This window comes from Streptomyces phaeolivaceus (genome assembly GCF_009184865.1).
Classification (GTDB): Bacteria; Actinomycetota; Actinomycetes; order Streptomycetales; family Streptomycetaceae; genus Streptomyces; species Streptomyces phaeolivaceus.
In genome coordinates, this window is record NZ_CP045096.1 from 5555760 (window position 1) to 5574066 (window position 18307).

Annotated in this window: 18 protein-coding genes and 1 tRNA gene; 9 read left to right on the top strand and 10 right to left on the bottom strand. The window is 71.2% G+C overall.

The window, feature by feature from the left end:
- Position 1: 1 nt before the first annotated feature.
- The 3 genes from mobC to F9278_RS26180 form a co-directional block, all read right to left on the bottom strand.
- Positions 2–403: a plasmid mobilization relaxosome protein MobC gene (gene mobC, locus F9278_RS26170; RefSeq protein WP_193241637.1), complete on the bottom strand. Its 402-nt coding sequence runs from the start codon at positions 401–403 to the stop codon at positions 2–4.
- 707 nt (positions 404–1110) lie between these two features.
- Complete coding sequence (locus tag F9278_RS26175; RefSeq protein ID WP_152170494.1) at positions 1111–1800, bottom strand: zinc finger domain-containing protein; 690 nt, start codon at positions 1798–1800, stop codon at positions 1111–1113.
- 7 nt (positions 1801–1807) lie between these two features.
- On the bottom strand, positions 1808–2650 hold the full coding sequence (locus F9278_RS26180) for a helix-turn-helix domain-containing protein (protein WP_152170495.1): 843 nt from the start codon (positions 2648–2650) through the stop codon (positions 1808–1810).
- A 472-nt stretch (positions 2651–3122) separates the two neighbouring features.
- Between F9278_RS26180 and F9278_RS26185 the strand changes: the two genes are divergently transcribed.
- From F9278_RS26185 to F9278_RS26195, 3 genes are all read left to right on the top strand, one after another.
- Positions 3123–3380, top strand: coding sequence for a helix-turn-helix domain-containing protein (locus tag F9278_RS26185; protein WP_152170496.1), 258 nt, complete (start codon positions 3123–3125; stop codon positions 3378–3380).
- Between the two features lie 142 nt (positions 3381–3522).
- The gene (locus F9278_RS26190; RefSeq protein ID WP_152170497.1) at positions 3523–3735 is read left to right on the top strand and encodes a helix-turn-helix domain-containing protein; all 213 of its coding nucleotides are present in this window, start codon (positions 3523–3525) and stop codon (positions 3733–3735) included.
- The gene (locus tag F9278_RS26195) at positions 3735–4886 is read left to right on the top strand and encodes a tyrosine-type recombinase/integrase (RefSeq protein WP_152170498.1); all 1152 of its coding nucleotides are present in this window, start codon (positions 3735–3737) and stop codon (positions 4884–4886) included. The genes F9278_RS26190 and F9278_RS26195 overlap by 1 nt, the downstream gene beginning before the upstream one ends.
- Before the next feature lie 206 nt (positions 4887–5092).
- Here F9278_RS26195 and F9278_RS26200 read toward each other — a convergent pair whose 3' ends face one another.
- Positions 5093–6415, bottom strand: coding sequence for a hypothetical protein (locus F9278_RS26200; RefSeq protein ID WP_193241638.1), 1323 nt, complete (start codon positions 6413–6415; stop codon positions 5093–5095).
- 115 nt (positions 6416–6530) lie between these two features.
- On the opposite strand from F9278_RS26200, the gene F9278_RS26205 reads away from it, so the two are divergent.
- Positions 6531–7841: a molybdopterin-dependent oxidoreductase gene (locus tag F9278_RS26205; protein ID WP_152170500.1), complete on the top strand. Its 1311-nt coding sequence runs from the start codon at positions 6531–6533 to the stop codon at positions 7839–7841.
- A 331-nt stretch (positions 7842–8172) separates the two neighbouring features.
- On the opposite strand, the gene F9278_RS47395 is transcribed toward F9278_RS26205, so the two are convergent.
- The 3 genes from F9278_RS47395 to F9278_RS26220 all read right to left on the bottom strand — a co-directional run bounded on the left by F9278_RS47395 (position 8173) and on the right by F9278_RS26220 (position 10438).
- The gene (locus F9278_RS47395; protein WP_226966958.1) at positions 8173–8988 is read right to left on the bottom strand and encodes a class I SAM-dependent methyltransferase; all 816 of its coding nucleotides are present in this window, start codon (positions 8986–8988) and stop codon (positions 8173–8175) included.
- A gap of 86 nt (positions 8989–9074) precedes the next feature.
- Positions 9075–9692 carry a TIGR04282 family arsenosugar biosynthesis glycosyltransferase gene (locus F9278_RS47400; RefSeq protein ID WP_226966959.1) on the bottom strand — a complete coding sequence of 206 codons (618 nt, stop codon included), beginning with the start codon at positions 9690–9692 and terminating at the stop codon, positions 9075–9077.
- On the bottom strand, positions 9689–10438 hold the full coding sequence (locus F9278_RS26220; RefSeq protein ID WP_404818946.1) for a glycosyltransferase family 2 protein: 750 nt from the start codon (positions 10436–10438) through the stop codon (positions 9689–9691). Before F9278_RS26220 ends, F9278_RS47400 begins: the two co-directional genes overlap by 4 nt.
- Positions 10439–10554: 116 nt before the next feature.
- On the opposite strand from F9278_RS26220, the gene F9278_RS26225 reads away from it, so the two are divergent.
- Positions 10555–11382, top strand: coding sequence for a response regulator transcription factor (locus F9278_RS26225; protein ID WP_152170501.1), 828 nt, complete (start codon positions 10555–10557; stop codon positions 11380–11382).
- 2 nt (positions 11383–11384) lie between these two features.
- Positions 11385–12497, top strand: coding sequence for a sensor histidine kinase (locus F9278_RS26230; protein WP_152170502.1), 1113 nt, complete (start codon positions 11385–11387; stop codon positions 12495–12497).
- Positions 12498–12574: 77 nt separating this feature from the next.
- Here F9278_RS26230 and F9278_RS26235 read toward each other — a convergent pair whose 3' ends face one another.
- Positions 12575–13576, bottom strand: coding sequence for an NAD-dependent epimerase/dehydratase family protein (locus F9278_RS26235; RefSeq protein WP_152170503.1), 1002 nt, complete (start codon positions 13574–13576; stop codon positions 12575–12577).
- 187 nt (positions 13577–13763) lie between these two features.
- On the opposite strand from F9278_RS26235, the gene F9278_RS26240 reads away from it, so the two are divergent.
- Positions 13764–14330, top strand: coding sequence for a DM13 domain-containing protein (locus F9278_RS26240; protein ID WP_152170504.1), 567 nt, complete (start codon positions 13764–13766; stop codon positions 14328–14330).
- 1026 nt (positions 14331–15356) lie between these two features.
- On the opposite strand, the gene F9278_RS26245 is transcribed toward F9278_RS26240, so the two are convergent.
- A tRNA-Gly gene (locus F9278_RS26245) sits at positions 15357–15430 on the bottom strand.
- Between the two features lie 560 nt (positions 15431–15990).
- Between F9278_RS26245 and dcd the strand changes: the two genes are divergently transcribed.
- The gene (dcd, locus tag F9278_RS26250) at positions 15991–16566 is read left to right on the top strand and encodes a dCTP deaminase (protein WP_050398817.1); all 576 of its coding nucleotides are present in this window, start codon (positions 15991–15993) and stop codon (positions 16564–16566) included.
- A gap of 2 nt (positions 16567–16568) precedes the next feature.
- Entirely contained in the window at positions 16569–17081 is a 513-nt protein-coding gene (locus F9278_RS26255; protein WP_152170505.1) for a phosphoribosyltransferase, read from the top strand.
- Here the strand turns inward: F9278_RS26255 and F9278_RS26260 are convergent, their stop codons facing one another.
- Complete coding sequence (locus F9278_RS26260; protein ID WP_152170506.1) at positions 17082–18188, bottom strand: hypothetical protein; 1107 nt, start codon at positions 18186–18188, stop codon at positions 17082–17084.
- Positions 18189–18307 lie beyond the last annotated feature (119 nt).

The following is an 18307-nucleotide window of genomic DNA, read 5'->3' on the forward strand; positions in this document are numbered from 1 at the left end:
TTCACCGCCCGTCTGTGATGCGGGCGACGGCGGTGTCCAACTCGGCGATGGACGCCTCGACGCGGTCAAGGAGCCGTTGGACGGTGTCGGGGTGGGGCAGGGCGCCGTCCATGTTGAGGTGCCGGGTGAGCTGGTTGAGATTGTTGCCGACCATGCCGAGCTGCCCGTTGGCGGCCATCAGCGCCTTCACCAGAGCGCGGTAGTCGGCGACGGCTGCGGTGGGATCGTCGGCGCGGGCAGCGGCGAGCGCGCATTCGGCCACGTAACCGCCGGGGTTCATGCGGCTGAGAGCGGCGGCGTACTTCACGAGGGCGATCTCGGCATCGTTGTAGCGGGGATGGACGCGGCGCTTGCGCAGTTGCTTGTCACGCAGGCGGCGACGCGGCGCGGAGTGCTGCGGCACGTTCGACGACGACTCGCTACCCCCTGTCCCGGTCGGCTCCCCCGGGCCGACCGACTCCGGCGCCCCTGCGCCGGCTGCCTCCGCCTCCCCCGGGGCGGGGGCCGGGTAAGGACTCCTTACCGGACAACTTGCTGCGCGGTTGTCCGGGGTGATGGGCGTCTCCTGCCGGTTGGTGTCGTCGTGGTGTCGGTCGTGCACGTGTGGTTCTCCGGGGGTGTGGTCGGTAGAGGAGCTGAGCCGCCGAAGCGCCGAGCGATGGCAGATGAGGCCAGTGGCCGGAGCGATTCGACGGTCGTGGGAGCTGCGGTAGGTGCCGTCAGGGGCAGGGCTGTAGTTGCGAGGAGCGCAACGGGGACCGGTCCCCAAAGCGCTGCGGTGCACGGTCCCCAGACAATTGGGGACGGGGACGCGACGCTCATCGGGGACGGTCCCCCTGACACGTCGTCACGGGGACCGTCCCCATTTCACTGCACGGTCCCGGTCCCGGCAGGGACCGAAGGGGCTGTTCCGGGGACGGTCCCCGTTGCTGGGGACGCTCCGGGGACCGCAATGAAAGTCCCTTTGAGCTGCGGTTTCAGAGGGGACCGGTCCCCGGCAGCCGTCGGTACGGTCCCCGGGACGCGGTCCCCGAGGGGACCGTGTACGACCGGTTCGGGACCGACGTTCGTAGCCCCACGAAGCTGCGTGAGGAGCGAAGCCGGACCGTGTCACGCAGCTCGGTGTCGGTCCATCCGGGCAGCGGCGAGGTCGACGCGCGACGGGTGGGGAGTTGCACGCACGGCATTGCCCCGGGCGGCTCCGTCAGGGCTCGCCCTGCGTTGACGGCATGGGGAGCCCACGGGTGCGTGGCACCAGTCGCACCGGGCACCGAGCGCATCGGGGACGCCCTCGGCGACGGCGGCTTCGCGCGCGGCGCGGGTCGGACGGTAGCGGGCCAGCTCGGCACGAACGGTCGGCGGGATGCACGACCCGATCTCGCGCAGGCGCTCCTCGACGTCCCGAGGCAGGCCATCGCTGGTGATCTGCCGATGCGTCGACGGGGCCGCCATGCCGGCGGCGACAGCGTTCCGGGCACGGAGCAGCTCGGCACGCCAGGCGGCCGGATCGTCGGGGTCGGCAGTTGGAGTGGGGTCGGTGTGCCGGTCGAGGCGGTCGCGTCGGTGGGCACGCCATCTGCGGGCGACGTCCACGGGCAGGATCGGGTACGGCGAGTCGAGGATGTGGGACCGTATCGCTTCGCGGACGTCCCAGCCGTGGTCGGTGGCGAAGGGCACGTCGTCGAGCAGCTCCTGCCAGTGGGCGATCTGGTCACGGGCCTCGCCCGTGCCGGTGCGGATGGTGCGGGGGTCGAGGCGCCCGATGTAGGCGAGGACGGCGGCGACTTCGCGTCGGTCCAAAGGCGGGTTACTCCGTTCCGGTCGGTTCGTCGAGGGCGGCGAGCAAGGCGGCCATGTGCGCCTCGGAGCGCGTCATGCCAGTGGCTGCGGTGGGGGTGCCGCCGGGCAAGGCGTAGAGGTTGGGGCGGCCAGGGGTGGGGGTGTGCTCCCGAGCGATCCACGCGCGCCAGTCGGCGGCCCACGCGTCGGCAGTGCGGGGCGCCCATGGAGCCCGGTAGGTGCGCCACTTCTCGTCGGCGGCGCGCAGGGTGTGCTCGCCGAGTCGGTCGAGGTGGCCGTGGTGCTGCAGCCAGGCACGGGTGTCGTCGTCGATCTGCCACTCGGTGGCGGAGATGAGCGGGGCAGAGCTGCTGCTCTTACCGTTCACCTTCGGTTCTCTTCTGTTCTGGGGGCCGGAATCTGCACCCCCATCGGGTCGGAATCCGTACCCCCCGGGGGCCGGATTCCGTTCCCCGGGGTCGGATTCTGACTCCCTCTCGAAGTGCTCGGCAGGGTCGGATTCCGGTCCCCCGAGGGTCGGATTCCGCCCCGATGGGGGGACCGGATTCCGGTCCCCTTCCCGGGGCTGGTCCGCGAGGAACCGGGCGGCGACCGGGAGGAGGTAGTACGTCTCTCCCCGTGGCCCTTTGCGGTCGGGGAGCTGCACCAGCTCGCCGCTGGCGATCAGTTTCGCCAGGGCGTCGCGCACGGCGGTGCGGGAGGCGTTGGCGCGCTTCATGAGGGTGGGCACGGACGCGTATGCGACGCAGTGCCGGTCACGGCACCGGTCGGCGATCAGGGCCAGGACCATGCGGGCGGTGCCCTTGCTGCGGCTGTGGTCCCACACCCACTCGCGGGCGTCGTAGCTCATCGGGCGGCGGCTCCTAGGTCAGGACGGAGAGGTGCGATCGGCCCTCGTCGGGCGGTGCATAGGGAGGGGGTTGCACACAGCCCCGGCCCGAAGGGGGGCTGGTGGCGTCGTATAGCCAAGACAGCCACACCCCTGCCGCACAAGTCCAGCATTCCGCCGGGAAATCAGACAGCTGACGGCGAACGTGTGCTGCGAGGCAGGAACAAAACCATAAACCCAAATCGCCGGTTGCCGAAATAATGCACCGTCAGGTGAAGCCAGAAGCATCACATCGGGAACCCGTTGACTCCCGCTGAGAGTGCAAGCTACAACACAACACCCCACGTCAGAGCATGCCCTCGGGCTGGCGAAGACACCGCCAATCGGATACTCGGAACCCAGCCCAGAGGTAAGCCCCGCCCGTTCGCCGGGCGCAACATAGCCGACGATCGCCGGTTAACCAAACCGGCGAATGGAAGCTACAAATGGAGCCATGGCAGCACGATCCCTGGAAATCGGACCGGCCGGAATACGGACCGCTCGCACCATCGAAATTCTCCGCACCGAACGCGGCCTCGCCCAGCGCGAACTCGCCGCCCGCGTCACCGCCCTCGGCCGACCGATGACCAACACGATGCTGTCCCGCATCGAACGCGCCCAACGCCGCTGCGACATCGACGACCTCGTCGCCCTCGCCCAAGCTCTCCGGGTCCCGCCCCTGGCCCTCCTCCACGGGATCCGCGCCGCGTAGTCCCAGGCGACGCCCACCGAACGGCCTGCCACGCCGAACCACCCCCGAGCAAAGGACCCAACACCCTTGCGCCGACCCGCAATACCCCCTGCCCTTCCCCGCTCCCAGCGCACCGCCCACACCGCGCAGGAGGTGACCGCGAATGGCTGATCGCCTCCTGACCGTGGCCGAGGCCGGCGACATGCTCGGCACGGGCGAGCGCTTCGTCCGCCGCCTGATCGCCGAGCGCCGCATCCGCTACGTGAAGCTCGGCCGCCCGGTCCGCATCCCCGAGAGCGCGATCACCGAGTACGTCGAGGCACGCACCGTCGAGCCAGTCCGTCGTGGCCGTGCCCGCTTCGGGCGGGCCGCCTGATGGCGGGGCGCAAGCCGCAACGGCGGCGCGAGTTCGGCACGACTCGCAAGCTCCCTTCCGGGCGGTGGCAGGCCCGCTACATCGGCCCGGACGGGCAGCGGCACACCGCACCGGAAACGTTCGAGACCAAGTCCGACGCCCAGGACTGGCTCAACCTCGTTCGCGCCGACATCGAGCGCGACGTATGGCGCGCCCCGGACGCCGGCGCGGTCAACTTCGAGAAGCACGCACTCCGTTGGGTGGAGGAACGCGGCCTGGCTCCCACCACCGTCGACCGCTACGACGGACTGCTCCGCCTCCACATCCTGCCCACCTTTGGCGGCAGGAACCTGGACGCGATCACCCCGCCCTCCGTCCGCACATGGCGGGCCGAGCGTCTCAAGGCGACCGGCGCCACCACGGTCGCCAAGTCGTACCGCCTGCTGAAGGCGATCCTGCAGACGGCGGTCGACGATGAGCTCCTCCGCAACAACCCGTGCCGCATCAAGGGCGCCGGCAGGGAGGAGGCCGACGAACGCCCCACCGCGACGATCGAGCAGGTCTTCGACCTCGCCGACGCCATGGGCCCGCGCTGGCGCCTGATGGTCCTGCTCGGCGCGTTCGCCTCCCTCCGTCCGGAGGAACTGGCGGAACTACGCCGTCACAGTGTCGACCTGGACGAATGCTCCCTGCGCGTCACGCTCGCCTCCCCCGAGCTGACCAACGGCAGGCGCGTCACCGGCGATCCCAAGACCAGGGCGGGCAAGCGCACCGTCTACCTCCCCGACTTCCTGCTCCCCGAGCTGCGCCGCCACCTGCAGTGGTTCGCGGAGAAGGGGCCCGACGGCCTCCTCTTCGTCGGAGAGAAGGGCGCACCCTTCCGTCGCTCGACCTTCGGTCGCAAGTGGCGCAAGGCGAGGACCAAGGTCGGCATGCCGGAGAACTTCCGATTCTACGACCTGCGCCACACCGGCAACACCCTGGCAGCCGACACCGGCGCCAAGCTGAAGGACCTCATGGTCCGCGCCGGCCAGTCCTCGGAGCGGGCCCAGCTGATCTACCAGCACTCGACGGCGAAGCATCAGCGAAAGTTGGCGCAGCGCATCGACCTTGAGGTGCGGCAGCAGCTACGCAAGCCGGATGCGGTACCTGGGCGGACCACGGAGGCGTGACAGGGGGACTTGGCCGACGGCTTCCCAGTCGGGTGGCATGGCCCGTGGGGACCTGTCTCACGCCCGGCTCGGCAAGAGACGGTCCGGGGGCGAGCCGGTCTCATCCGCAGGCACGACACGCCCCCCCAAGCGGAGGGCTGACTCAACATCGGTGAACCGTACTCAGCCCACAGCAGTCACCCCACACGTTCGTCTCGGCCGCCGGGTCACCAGCCGGTCAGCAACAGGTGGTTGAGGAGGAGGGCTAGGACCGCCTGGAAGGTCAGCCAGGCGCGGGGACGGTCCAGGAACGCGCCGGCGGTGAGCAGCCAGAGCGCGAACGGCAGCCAGATCCGTTCCGTTTCCGCCTTGCTCATCCCGGACAGGTCGGCGGCGAGCAGCATTGTCAGGGCTGCGCAGACCAGGAGCCCCAGTCTGCGCTCGGCGACGGGCGTCGCGTGCCACCGGGCGAGGCGGGCGCCGGCCCTGCGCAGCCCCGCCACCGTGGCCGGTCCCACGACGAGGACCGTGCAGGCGAGGTTGGCGAACAGCCAGTAGCCGTACGGGCGGAAGCCGCCGGCGCCCTGGTGGTAGCGCTCGACGAGGAGGTGGTACGCCTCCCACCAGTTGAAGCCTGCCATGGTGAAGGCCACCGGGACGACGAGGAGTCCGGCGACCGCGTAGGGGAGGACCTGCAGCCGTCGGGAGCCGAGCAGCAACACCGTGGTGGCCATCGCGGCGAAGAGCGTGAGGCCGTACGACAGGTAGACGGTGAGGCCGAAGAGGAGTCCGGCGGCGAGCGCGGCGGCCGTCGGGCGGTGGCCCGTCACCGCGAGCGCGAGGAGGGCCGTGGCCCACGCGGCGACCGCCGCGAAGTACCCGTCCGCCGATGTGCCCATCCAGACAGCCGCAGGGGCGAGGACCAGGAAAGGGGCCGCGCGGCGGGCCAGGGCATCGCTCGCCAGCGTCCGTATGGTGACGAGGACCGCGACCGCGGCGCTCGCCCCCACCGCGATGACGAAGACACCAGCCCACCCCCCGCCCCCCAGGCCGATCCGGTCGAGAAGGACGAAGGTGAGGGTGGCGCCCGGCGGGTGACCGGCGACGTGCGGGGGCCAGTGGTCGGGGGAGCCCAGCAGGATGTGGTCGGTGAAGCTCCGCAGGGCGGCGGGGATGTCGTCGAAGCGGTCGATGACCTGGAGGTACTCGTACCTGGTCGTCAGTCGGCGGGCGATGCCGCGGTGCCAGCCGTCGACGAGTGCGAGGGAGAAGGTCCATGCCAGGGCGGTGGCCCACGCGCTCCACAGCAGCAAACGCCAGGGCAGCCTGGCGGCCAGCGGGGGGCCGTATGCCACGACGGTGACGGCGACGCTGATCGCGGCGGGCGTGCCGGGGCCGACGTGGGGCAGCCAGTTGGCGTACAGGGGCGGCCAGCCGACGTGCAGGACGTCGTCGGCGCGCTTGATGGCGACCCCGACCAACGCGGTCACCACCACGAGCAGTGCGGCGGCCGTGACGGCGTAGAGGTCGCGGCGAAGATCACGGTTCACGCTCGGAGACGTTAGGCCGGGCGGTGGCCCGTGGACTCCCGACAGGCGCGGACGTCAGCCTTTCGTCATGAGTCGCGCACCCTCAGCCCGGGTGCTCCGGGCCTAGCGTCGGGGCATGGCACGGTCTCCCTCCTCTCCCGCCTTCTGGCGCAGCCCGCTGCGCGGCCCCTGGTTCACCTCCCTCCTCGGCGTGGCGCTGCTCGCCGGGATCACGGTGCTCTTCGTGACGGGGCTGCTGTCGTACGCCGCCTACAACCCGAACCTGTCACCGGTGAACGACAAGACCGGGGACAAGGGGATCCTCGGCTTCTACCTCTTCGCCTGGCCGACACATCCGCACTGGCTGTACCGGCTCACCCAGGGCGTCCACGTCACGCTCGGGATCGCCCTGGTCCCCGTGGTGCTGGCCAAGCTGTGGTCGGTGGTGCCGAGGTTGTTCCAGCTGCCCCCGGCGCGCTCGCTTACCCACGCCCTGGAGCGGATCTCGCTGCTCCTGCTGGTCGGCGGTGTGCTGTTCGAGTTCGTGACGGGTCTGCTGAACATCCAGCTCGACTACGTCTTCCCCGGCTCCTTCTACCCGCTGCACTTCTATGGGGCGTGGGTGTTCTTCGCGGCGTTCGGGGTCCATGTGGTGCTGCGGGCGCCTACGGCCGTCCGCAACCTGCGCCGGATGCGGGGGAGCGGGGAGGGGGAGCGGGGCGAGGACGCGGAAGCGGGCTCGCGGCCGGCGGCCACGGAAGCCGTTCCGCCACCGGTGTCCGCAGCGGAACCCTCGCTCGTCGCGCCCGACCCCGCCGAGCCCACCGTGTCGCGGCGCGGTGCCGTATGGCTGGTCGGGGGCGGCTCGCTGCTGCTCCTCGCCACGAGCGCGGGGCAGAACTTCGACGGGCCGCTGCGGCGCACCGCCCTGCTGGCCCCGCACGGCGGTGCCGAACCGGGCAGCGGCCCGGGCGGCTTCCAGATCAACAAGACCGCCGCGTCCCGGGGGATCGACCCGGCGGAGACGAGCGAGGACGCGTGGCGGCTGACCGTCACCGGGCCGTCAGGGACCGTCCGGCTGAGCCGGGCCCAGCTGCTGGAACTGCCGCTGCACAGCGCGGCGCTGCCGATCGCGTGTGTCGAGGGCTGGTCGACCTCCGACCAGTGGTGGCGGGGCGTACGGCTGCGCGACCTCGCCGCGCTCGTCGGGTACGAGCCGACCTCGGCGCCCGACGTCCTGGTGGAATCCCTGCAGCGGCGCGGCGCGTTCCGCCGGGCCGCGCTGCGCGAGAACCAGGTACGCGACGAGCGTTCCCTGCTCGCCCTGGACGTCAACGGCGAGCCACTGACCCCCGACCACGGCCACCCGGCGCGGATCATCGTGCCCGCCGCGCCCGGTGTGCTCAATACCAAGTGGGTGGCCCGGATGACGTTCGGAGACCTGTGATGAGAGCACCTGGGACGACAAGGCTTCGAGCGCGGGTCGGCAGTCCGTTCCCACTGCTGCTCCTGGCCTGCTCGTTCGCGCTGGCCGGATACGCGGGTGTGCGGCTGCTCTCCGACGACTGGTTCGCGGTCGCGCTGTGGTTCGTGGGCGCGGCGGTGGTGCACGACCTCGTGCTGCTGCCGCTGTACGCGACCGCCGACCGGGCGTTCGTCCGGACGTCGGGCAGGGTCGGTCACCGTGAGGCGGTGGCGTACGTCCGCGTGCCCGCCGTCCTGTCCGGGCTGCTGCTGTTGGTGTGGTTCCCGCTGATCAGCGGCCGGGTGGCGGACCGTTACGAGTCCGCCACCGGGCTCTCGGCGGACGGCTTCGCCGCCCGCTGGTGGCTGATCACAGCCGTGCTGTTCGGCGGTTCGGCGCTGTTGCTGGCGCTGCGGGTGCGGCGGCGGGCGCGGCTGCGCAACGCGACGAAAGAGCGCCCGCCCGCCGTCCACTGATCGACGGCACGCCAGCCGAGCCGGCGGGCGTGCCGCAACAGCGCCGGAGTACCGAGCCGGGCCCAAGGGAACACGCCCTCGTCCCCGCCTCCGGCCTCGGCGCCGCACACGAGGCGGACCTCGACACGCTCGTCCACGTCCACGGGGACGGTCTCGGCGATCAGGAGGCCGCCGGGACACAGCAGTTCGCCGACTCGGGCGAGGAGGGCGTGTGGGGCGCCGCCGATGCCGAGGTTGCCGTCGAGGAGCAGGACGCTGTTCCAGCGGCCCTCGCCGGGCAGCGGTTCGAACACGGACCGCCGCAGCGCCTGGCCGCCGAGCCGCAGGGTGTGGGAGACGGCGGCCCGGCTGACGTCGACACCGAGCACCGGCCGCCCCCGGGCGGCGAGTTCCGCGACCAGCCGCCCCGGCCCGCACCCCACGTCGAGGACGGCGCCCTCGCACCTCCCCAGGGCCTCCAGATCGACGGCGTCGGCGCTGGCACACCAGCGCTCCACCTCCAGCGGCAGCAACCAGCCGTCGTCGCGGCGCAGATAGAGCGGACCGCGCCCAGTACGCAGGGCGTCGGCGTACGGATCACCGGACCAGGTTCGCCGCACGGGGCTGTGCAGCGTGCCGCTCGTCGGCCGGTCCTCTGCCACAGGCCCGTTCATCGGCCGGCTTCCTGTACTGGACCGTCCATCGGCAGGCCCCTTTCCCCGTGCGTACCTCACCGGCGCGGTCCTCTCTCCCGTTCCGCTCATCGGCCACTGACCGCTCGCAGCCGTGCCAGTTCCGCCGCGAACCGGGTCTGGGGCGCGAGCGCGGCGACGGCCTCGGCGTCGGCGGCGGTGTCGACGTCCCTCAGACGGGGCAGGTCGCGGACCCGCAGTCCGGCGGCCACCAACCGGGCGCGCTGGACGGCTCCGGTGACGGGCGTCGACATCGGCACTCCGCGCAGCAGCGCCGGGTCCGGCTCGGCGAGTCCGAGGGCCCAGAAGCCGCCGTCCTCGGCCGGACCGAAGCACGCGTCCCACTCCGTGAGGTCCACGGTCAGCAGCTCGGGGGTCACCTGCGGGGTGTCCATGCCGATGAGCAGGGTCGGCCCGTCGCATCCGGCGAAGGCGGCGGCCAGCCGCTCGTCGAGGCCGCCCGCAACCTGCGGTACGACATCGAAGCCGGGCGGCAGCCAGGGGCCGGGCCGGCCGTCCAGCACGAGGACGCGCCGGAGGGCAGGCGTCGCGGCCACCGTCCGCAGGGTGTCCGCGAGAGCCGCTTCGGCGAGCGCCGCCGCCCCCGCCGGGGTGAAGGGCGGGGTGAGCCGGGTCTTCACCCGGCCCGGCCTCGGCTCCTTGGCGATGACGAGGAGCGTGGTCATCGACGTACCCCTCCCGCCGTGTCGTCCTGCCGTGCCGCTGGTTCGTGCAGGACGCGGCTCATGTCCCGCACCGCCTGCCAGGTGCCCCGCCAGGTGCCGGTGACCTTGGAGGCGCCGGTGCGCGGCAGATACGGCACGTCGTGCTCCGTGATGCGCCAGCCCGCGTCGGCCGCGCGCACCACCATCTGCAACGGATAGCCGCTGCGTCGGTCGGTCAGCCCGAGGGCGAGCAGCGACTCACGGCGGGCCGCCCGCAGCGGGCCGAGGTCGTGCAGGCTCAGGCCCGTGCGGCGGCGCAGCATGCGGGCCAGCGCGAGATTGCCGGCCCTGGCGTGCGCGGGCCACGCGCCCCGCCCCTGCGGGCGGCGCCTGCCGAGCACCAGATCGGCTCGCCCGTCCGTCACTTCGCCGACGAAGGGGACGAGGAGCGAGGGATCGAGTGAGGCGTCGCAGTCGCAGAAGCACACGACGTCGGCCGTGGCGGCTGTCAGTCCCGCGTGGCAGGCGGCGCCGAAGCCGCGGCGCTGTTCGTGGACCACGGTCGCGCCCAGTGCGCGGGCGATGCCGGCCGAGCCGTCGGTGGAACCGTTGTCCACGACCAGGGCACGCCAGTCGGCCGGGATACGCGCCAGAACCCAGGGCAGGGCGTCGGCCTCGTTCAGGCAGGGGAGCACGACGTCGACGGAGGGGCGGGGACGCACCGCATCGATGTCCAATGGTGGAGGAGAGGTCGTCACGGCTTTCACCCTACGAGGATGAAGTTCGCGAATCGGTCAGAGTGTCCTTACGGAACGTGGACGTCAGGAGCAGGGGGTGTCCGCTGGGCGGCGCGGGGGCCGGGCTGGGTGCGACGCTGGGCCGCATGGAACAGCAGCCACACGAGCCGGGGCGACGGACGGCGGCACGCGTCCTGGTGGTCGACGACGACCCCACGGTCGCCGAGGTCGTCGCCGGATACCTCGACCGCGCCGGACACACCGTCGACCGTGCGGGGGACGGACCGACCGCACTGGCCCACGCCGCCGAGCACTGGCCGGACCTGGTCGTGCTGGACCTGATGCTGCCCGGCATGGACGGCCTGGAGGTGTGCCGCCGCATGCGGGCCCACGCCCCCGTACCGGTCATCATGCTCACCGCGCGCGGTGACGAGGACGACCGCATCCTCGGCCTGGAAGTGGGCGCCGACGACTACGTGACCAAGCCCTTCAGCCCCCGCGAACTGGTCCTGCGCGTCGAGTCCGTACTACGCCGCGCTCGGCCCGCGTCCGGAGCGGCCCCTCTGGCCCCGCTGCGCTCTGCGGGCCTGACCGTGGACCCGGCCGCTCGCCGCGCCACCAAGGACGGAGTCGAACTCGCCCTGACCCTGCGCGAGTTCGACCTTCTCGCTTTCTTCCTGCGCAACCCCGGCCGTGCCCACAGCCGCGAGGACCTGATGCGCGAGGTGTGGGGCTGGGACTTCGGCGACCTGTCCACGGTCACCGTTCACGTGCGCCGACTGCGCGGCAAGGTCGAGGACGACCCGGCGCAGCCTTGCCTGATCCAGACGGTCTGGGGAGTCGGCTACCGCTTCGACGCCCGAGCCACCTCGACCGACGGCGGCCGCACCGGCATCCAGGCCGACGGCGGCCTCACCCCAACCCCGGTCGTCGGGGACGAACCGCCCGCCCACCGCCGGAACGGGGAGGCGTGAGTATGCGTGACACCTTGCTCATCGCCCTGTTCGCGTTGGTCGGCGCCGTTGCGGCCGGTCTGTTGGGCGCGGTGGCGCTGTGGCTGCTGCGACGCCGCTCGCTCATCGCGTCTCTCACCGTGGTGGCCGCCGTCGCGGTGACCGCGATGCTCGCCGGCACCCTGGCGGTGGCGTGGGCGATGTTCCTCTCCTCGCATGACCTGTGGGTCGTCACCACGGTCGTCGCGATGGCGGCGGTCGTCTCGCTGGCCACCGCGCTGCTGCTCGGCCGCTGGGTCGTCGCCCGCAGCCGCGCCCTCCAGCTCGCCGCCCGCTCCTTCGGCGACGGCGGCTCCTTCACCGCGCCCGCCGGCCCTGCCACCGCGGAACTCGCCTCCTTGAGCGCCGAGTTGGCGGCGACGAGCGCGAAGCTCGCCGAGTCCCGACAGCGGGAGCGCGCCCTGGAATCCTCGCGGCGCGAACTCGTCGCCTGGATCTCCCACGACCTGCGCACCCCGCTCGCCGGGTTGCGCGCGATGGCCGAGGCTCTGGAGGACGGCGTCGCCGCCGATCCCGCCCGCTATCTCACCCAGATCCGCACGGAGGTCGAACGCCTCAACGGCATGGTCGGCGACCTCTTCGAACTCTCCCGCATCCACGCCGGAGCCCTCGCCCTCACCCCGTCCCGGATGTCCGTCTACGACCTGGTCGGCGACGCCCTCGCCGGGGTGTACCCGCTGGCTCACGAGCACGGGGTGCGTCTCGTCGGCGAGCGCGTCGAGCCCCTGCCCGTGGAGGTGGACGGCAGGGAGATGAGCAGGGTTCTCGGCAACCTCCTGGTCAACGCGATCCGCCGGACCCCCGCCGACGGCACCGTCATGGTGGCCGCCGAGCGGTCTCCCGACGGCGTGGTGGTGTCCGTGTCGGACGGCTGCGGAGGCATCCCCGAGGAGGACCTGCCCCGCGTCTTCGACACCGGCTGGCGCGGCACCCACGCCCGTACGCCCCCGGCGGGCGCGGGGCTCGGCCTCGCCATCGTGCGCGGGATCGTCGAGGCCCACCAGGGTCGCACCACGGTCCGCAACATCCCCGGCGGCTGCCGATTCGAGGTGGTGCTGCCCGCGGCCGCTTCTTGAACACGGACAGCACCACCGGTACCTGAGGGCGCGCGGACGCGCTGTCAGCGCCGGCCCACGCGCCCCAACACCCCGGCCTACGCGTCCCGCATTCCGGCCTGAGCGAACTCCCGCATGCCCTCCGTGAACCCGACCTCCGGCTTCCACCCCAGCTCCGAGCGCAGCCGCGACGAGTCCGCGGTGATGTGCCGTACGTCCCCGAGCCGGTACTCCCCGGTCACGACGGGCTCCGGACCGCCGTACGCGTCGGCCAGCGCCGCCGCCATCTCCCCGACCGTGCGCGGCTCACCGCTGCCGGTGTTGTACGCCGTGAGCGCCCCGGCCCGCACATCGGCCTTCAGAGCCATGACGTTGGCGCCGGCGACGTCCCGGACGTGCACGAAGTCCCGCCGTTGCCGACCGTCCTCGAACACCCGGGGAGCCCGGCCGTGCGCCAGGGCCGAGCGGAAGAAGGAGGCCACCCCGGCGTAGGGGGTGTCGCGGGGCATCCGGGGCCCGTAGACGTTGTGGTAGCGCAACGACACCGCCGTACCGCCCGTCGTCCGCGCCCACGCCGCCGCGAGATGCTCCTGGGCGAGCTTGGTCGTGGCGTACACGTTGCGCGGGTCGACCGGCGCGTCCTCCCCCACCAGCCCCGGTGCCAACGGGTCTGCGCACACCGGGCACAGCGGTTCGAAGCGGCCCGCCGCGAGATCGTCGAGCGAGCGGGGCCCGGGCCGCACCACACCGTGCCGCCCGCACTCGTATCGTCCCTCCCCGTACACGACCATCGACCCCGCCAGCACCAGCCGCCGCACCCCCGCGTCGGCCATGGCGGCCAGCAGCACCGCCGTACCCAGGTCGTTGCGGGAGACGTACTCTGGCGCGTCCGCGAAGCCGGTCCCCAGGCCCACCATCGCGGCCTGATGGCACACGGCGTCCACCCCGTCCAACGCCGCATCGACCGCCCGCCGGTCCCGTACGTCCGAGCCCGCGTCCACGGCCACGTCGAACACGACGGGCTCGTGCCCGCCCTCCGACAGCACATCCACGACATGGGACCCGATGAATCCGGCACCGCCGGTGACCAGTACACGCATACGGCCACGCTAGGGCGCACCGGACCGGCATCCCGCGCCCACGCCCGGCACGTCACGCTTCCGTAAGAGTGTGCGAGACCGAGCCGGACGTAAGGATTTCGTCATCGGCCGTCCCCACCCGAAGGGCCGCCCTTTGCGTTGAATGGACGGGGACGACGCAGGCTCACGGAACGGGAAGAGGGATGAGATGGGGCGCGGGCGGTTGGGGCCTTTGGTCGTAGGGGTGTTGGTGGCTGTGGTCGCGGGGGTGGGCGTGGGCCTGTACTGGTTCCAGCCGTGGAAGCTCTGGCAGGACGAGACAGTGACGGAGTCCCTGCCCGCCGTCGCGGAGCCCACCGGAACACCGGACGCGGCCGCCGACACGGCGTCGTCACCCTCCCCCTCGACACCGGTCTCCGGACCCGTGACGCTGGCGAGTGGTGATCTGATCAGCCACGAGCACACGACCTCGGGCAGCGTGAAGCTCGTACGGCTGGCCGACGGCGCGCATGTGGTCCGACTGGAGAACCTCGACACCAGCAACGGCCCCGATCTGCGCGTGTGGCTGACTGACGCACCGGTGAAGGAGGGGCGGGCCGGCTGGCACGTCTTCGACGACGGCGCATACGTCAGCCTCGGCAAGCTCAAGGGCAACAAAGGCAGCCAGAATTACGCCGTGCCCGAGAACGTCGACCTGTCCCACTACAGCAGTGTCAGCATCTGGTGCGACCGCTTCGACGTCTCCTTCGGCGCCGCCGAACTGGCCGACGCCTGACGGCACGGCCGGGGGCAGCGTGGGGTCACCACTGGGTGATGAGCAGCGCGTCCGGTTCGTGCTGCCGCCAGGCTTGAGTGAGACGAGCGAGGCTCGGTCGATGAAGCCCGGCAGCCCTCGGGTCTGCGCTTGTGATCGGTCGGCGGCGCCAGCAGACGCATAGGGCGGAGCGCGAGGGCAACCGGCCCCAGGTCGATCCGGGCGTCCATGTCCAGGAAGGTGCCGTACGGGTTGACGTTGGACCAGAACAGCGCGGTCATACCGCGCCAGTCCTCGTCGCTGAGCTTCTTCGCCCATGCCATCACCGCCGTACGGCGCAGCGACCGCCGGGCGCCCCTGCTTGCTGCCCAAACATCGCGATACCGTTCAAGCTCTGAGCGGGCCTCTGCTCAGTCTCTGAGCGGGTCCTCCGTTCAGTCTCTGAACAAGCAGTCAGGTGCGTTCACTCAGTGAACAGAACTCCGTTCACTGAGTGAACGCCGCTCCCGTTTCCTGAGTGAACAGCCGGGCCGCTGTGGGGCGGGAGTGTGCCGCTGGCGATGGTCGACCCGTCCGGCTCATTCCGATCAGTCTGCGCGTCGACGGGCGTGCGCAGGACACACCCACCGGACCCTGACTGACGGCACGCAGCCACCAGCCCTCTGCTCCGGTGTGCGCTCTCCGTTCACGGCGAGGCACTGGCGAGAGTCTTCCACGGCCTCGCCGACTGCCAGCTCCTCTCTCCCGTAGCCGCATCACGGGCCTGGCCCGGCGGGCCTCAACGATGCAGCAGGGTGTCACTCCGTACACCAGCGCGAACTGGAGCTTTGCGTATGCGACTTCCCCACCCCGGCGCTGATAAGTGGCGCAGGTCACATGAAATGCGTCTCAGTATTCGAGATCATTGGCTGATGGGCCGTCAGGATTCACCTTCGATGCCCATCTCGGTGGCCCACTTGGGCCACTTAGGGCACGCGGAGGGCACGCACCCCTAAAAATGGTCTAGACAACAAACAAACCCCAGGCCGCTGACCTGGGGTTTCATCATGGAGCGGGTGACGAGAATCGAACTCGCGCTCTCAGCTTGGGAAGCTGATGTTCTACCATTAAACTACACCCGCGTAAGACGCCGGTTCGTGCCGGTGTCGGAACGCGTCGTTACTTTACCTCATGTCGGGCCCCGCGTGCTGAACGCATGGGGCCCGGTGGTGTTTCCGGGGTGGGGACGGGGCTGCGGGGCGCGGGAGTTGGGGCGTACCGTGGAGGTGCGGAAGAGGGCCCGGGTGGGCCTTCGGCGGGATCGGAGTGCCGCCTGGAGGGCCGTCCCAATCATCCCGTAATGTGGCGGTTCCTCGTCAGGTCGGCGAAGGTCGACCGTCAGACGCGGCTCTTGGGGAAGGGACTCTTGGACTTGATGGAGCGCACCGTCGTCCGTTGTGCCGATGGGCACGTGTTCAGCACCGCTTCGTTCCCGATGCAGCAGGCCGAACGCCTCGGCCCCGGTCGGCTCATGCGCTGCCCACGCTGCGCCCGGTTGCGCAGTGTCGTACCCGTGGCTCTGGAAAAGCGGTAACGGCAGAAGCGGTAACGGCAGGAGCGGCAGCAGCAGTCGTAGCGACTCAGGCGCGCGGTTCGTCCGGCTGGTTAGGGACGGTCCGCGCGTCTTGCGTATCCTCGGGGCGTGCTTCTCTCAGACAAGGACATCCGGGCCGAGATCGACGCCGGACGGGTGCGGATCGATCCGTACGACGAATCCATGGTGCAGCCGTCGAGTGTCGACGTGCGTCTCGACCGCTTCTTCCGGGTGTTCGAGAACCACCGCTACCCGCACATCGACCCCTCCGTGGAGCAGTCCGATCTCACGCGGCTCGTCGAACCCGAGGGGGACGAGCCCTTCATCCTGCACCCCGGTGAGTTCGTGCTCGCGAGTACGTACGAGGTCATCACGCTCCCCGACGATCTCGCCTCGCGGCTGGAGGGCAAGAGTTCGCTGGGCCGTCTCGGGCTCGTCACCCACTCCACCGCCGGGTTCATCGACCCCGGGTTCTCCGGGCACGTGACCCTTGAGCTGTCGAATCTCGCCACGCTCCCCATCAAGCTCTGGCCGGGCATGAAGATCGGGCAGCTGTGTCTGTTCCGGCTCAGCTCGCCGGCCGAGTTCCCGTACGGCAGCGAGCGGTACGGCTCCCGCTACCAGGGGCAGCGCGGGCCCACCGCCTCCCGGTCCTTCCTCAACTTCCACCGGACGCAGGTGTGAGCATGTCCCAGGTCGTCCGCGAGAACCTCAGCTACGAGGCCTTCGGCACCGCCGTACGCGAACTCGCCCAGACCATCGCCGACGACGGGTACGAGCCCGACATCGTGCTCTCCATCGCCCGCGGCGGCGTCTTCGTGGCCGGCGGGCTCGCCTACGCCCTGGACTGCAAGAACATCCACCTCGTGAACGTCGAGTTCTACACCGGCGTCGGCACGACCCTCGACATGCCCGTCATGCTCGCCCCCGTCCCGAACGCGATCGACTTCTCCGACAAGAAGGTCCTGATCACGGACGATGTCGCCGACACGGGCAAGACGCTCAAGCTCGTCCACGACTTTTGCCTCGACGCCGTGGCCGAGGTCCGGTCCGCCGTGATCTATGAGAAGTCCCACTCCCTCGTGAAGTGCGAGTACGTGTGGAAGCGGACCGACGAGTGGATCAACTTCCCGTGGAGTGTGCTGCCTCCCGTGCACCGGTCGGGGGAGGCGTCCAAGGCGAACAGGGAAGCCCTCTGATCACGTCCGTGAGGCCGTGCCGCAGGCGGCGTCGTCGGTCTCCCGCAGGCGGGCGTCCATCGATGTGCTCCGGTCGTACGGGTCGACCTCCGGGCCCTCCGCCGGGTCCGACGTGGCGCGGTCCGCGCTGAAGCCGGGGGTGAGGTAGCCGGTGAAGGTGTCGCAGCCGCCGTTGGTGGTGTCGACCTTGTAGGAGACGAGGGAGAACGTGCCCGGCTCGATGATGATCTTCGCCGGGTCGTCCCAGCTCATCACGACCTCGCGGCGCACGATGGTGCGCGCGACCTCGTCGCTTCCCTCCGCCGCCCGCACCACCGGATAGACGTACGTGACATCGGTGGTCACCTCGACCGCGCCGCGCTCACCCTCCCGGTACGTGATCCGCCCCCGGGTCTTGACCACGTCCCCGACGAGCCGGACCTCCGTGTTCTCGAAGCGGCTGAACAGCAGCAGCGGATCGTTGTCACGGCTGGGCGCACGGAACGCCGTCGCCAGGAAATCCTGGACGTCCTGCTGATGAGGATTGATCGACGCGATCGCCCTTCTCGGGCGCTCCCCGCGCAGCACCCCGGGATCCAGACTGGACGCGGTGAGGAAGTCCCGGCTCTCCTGGAGCGCCCGCGCGACCTGCGCCTTGCTCATCCAGCCGGTCGCCCGTGCCTCGGGCAGTCCGATGCCCGCCGTCCCGTCACCCCACCGCACCGCGGGCGACCCCCTGAACGGCTCGTCCACGGTCGGGAGTTGGGCCGCCCCGTCCGCCGCCGGCGGCTGATCAGGACGTTCCGACTCCACGGCGAGCGGCGCGCCCCCGCCGTCCCCGCCGCCGAACCAGCCGACCACCCGCCCCGGCGCCACCGCCACGACCAGCAGGGCGACCGCGACCAGCAGACCGATCGCGTACCAGCCCTTGCCTCCCCGCCGCCGGGCCGGTGGCGGGGAGCCGCGCCACGGCTCCGGTCGCGCGGTCTCCTCCCGTAGCCGCCCCGCCACCATGCGGGCCCGCGCCGACGGTTCCTCGGGTGCGTTCGTGGTCCCCGCTTCGGATTCGCGAAGGAAGCGCTCCCATTCCTCGTCCGGTATGGACTCCCCACCCTTGCCGTTGCCCACGACCGGCCCCCGCCCCTCTCGTGCGACCGGCCCCTCCCCGGGGGCCGGTCATTTGTCTGTGCATCATCACACAGCCGGAATCGGCTCCATGGGCGGTCCGTGGACCGTGGCCGGCACGT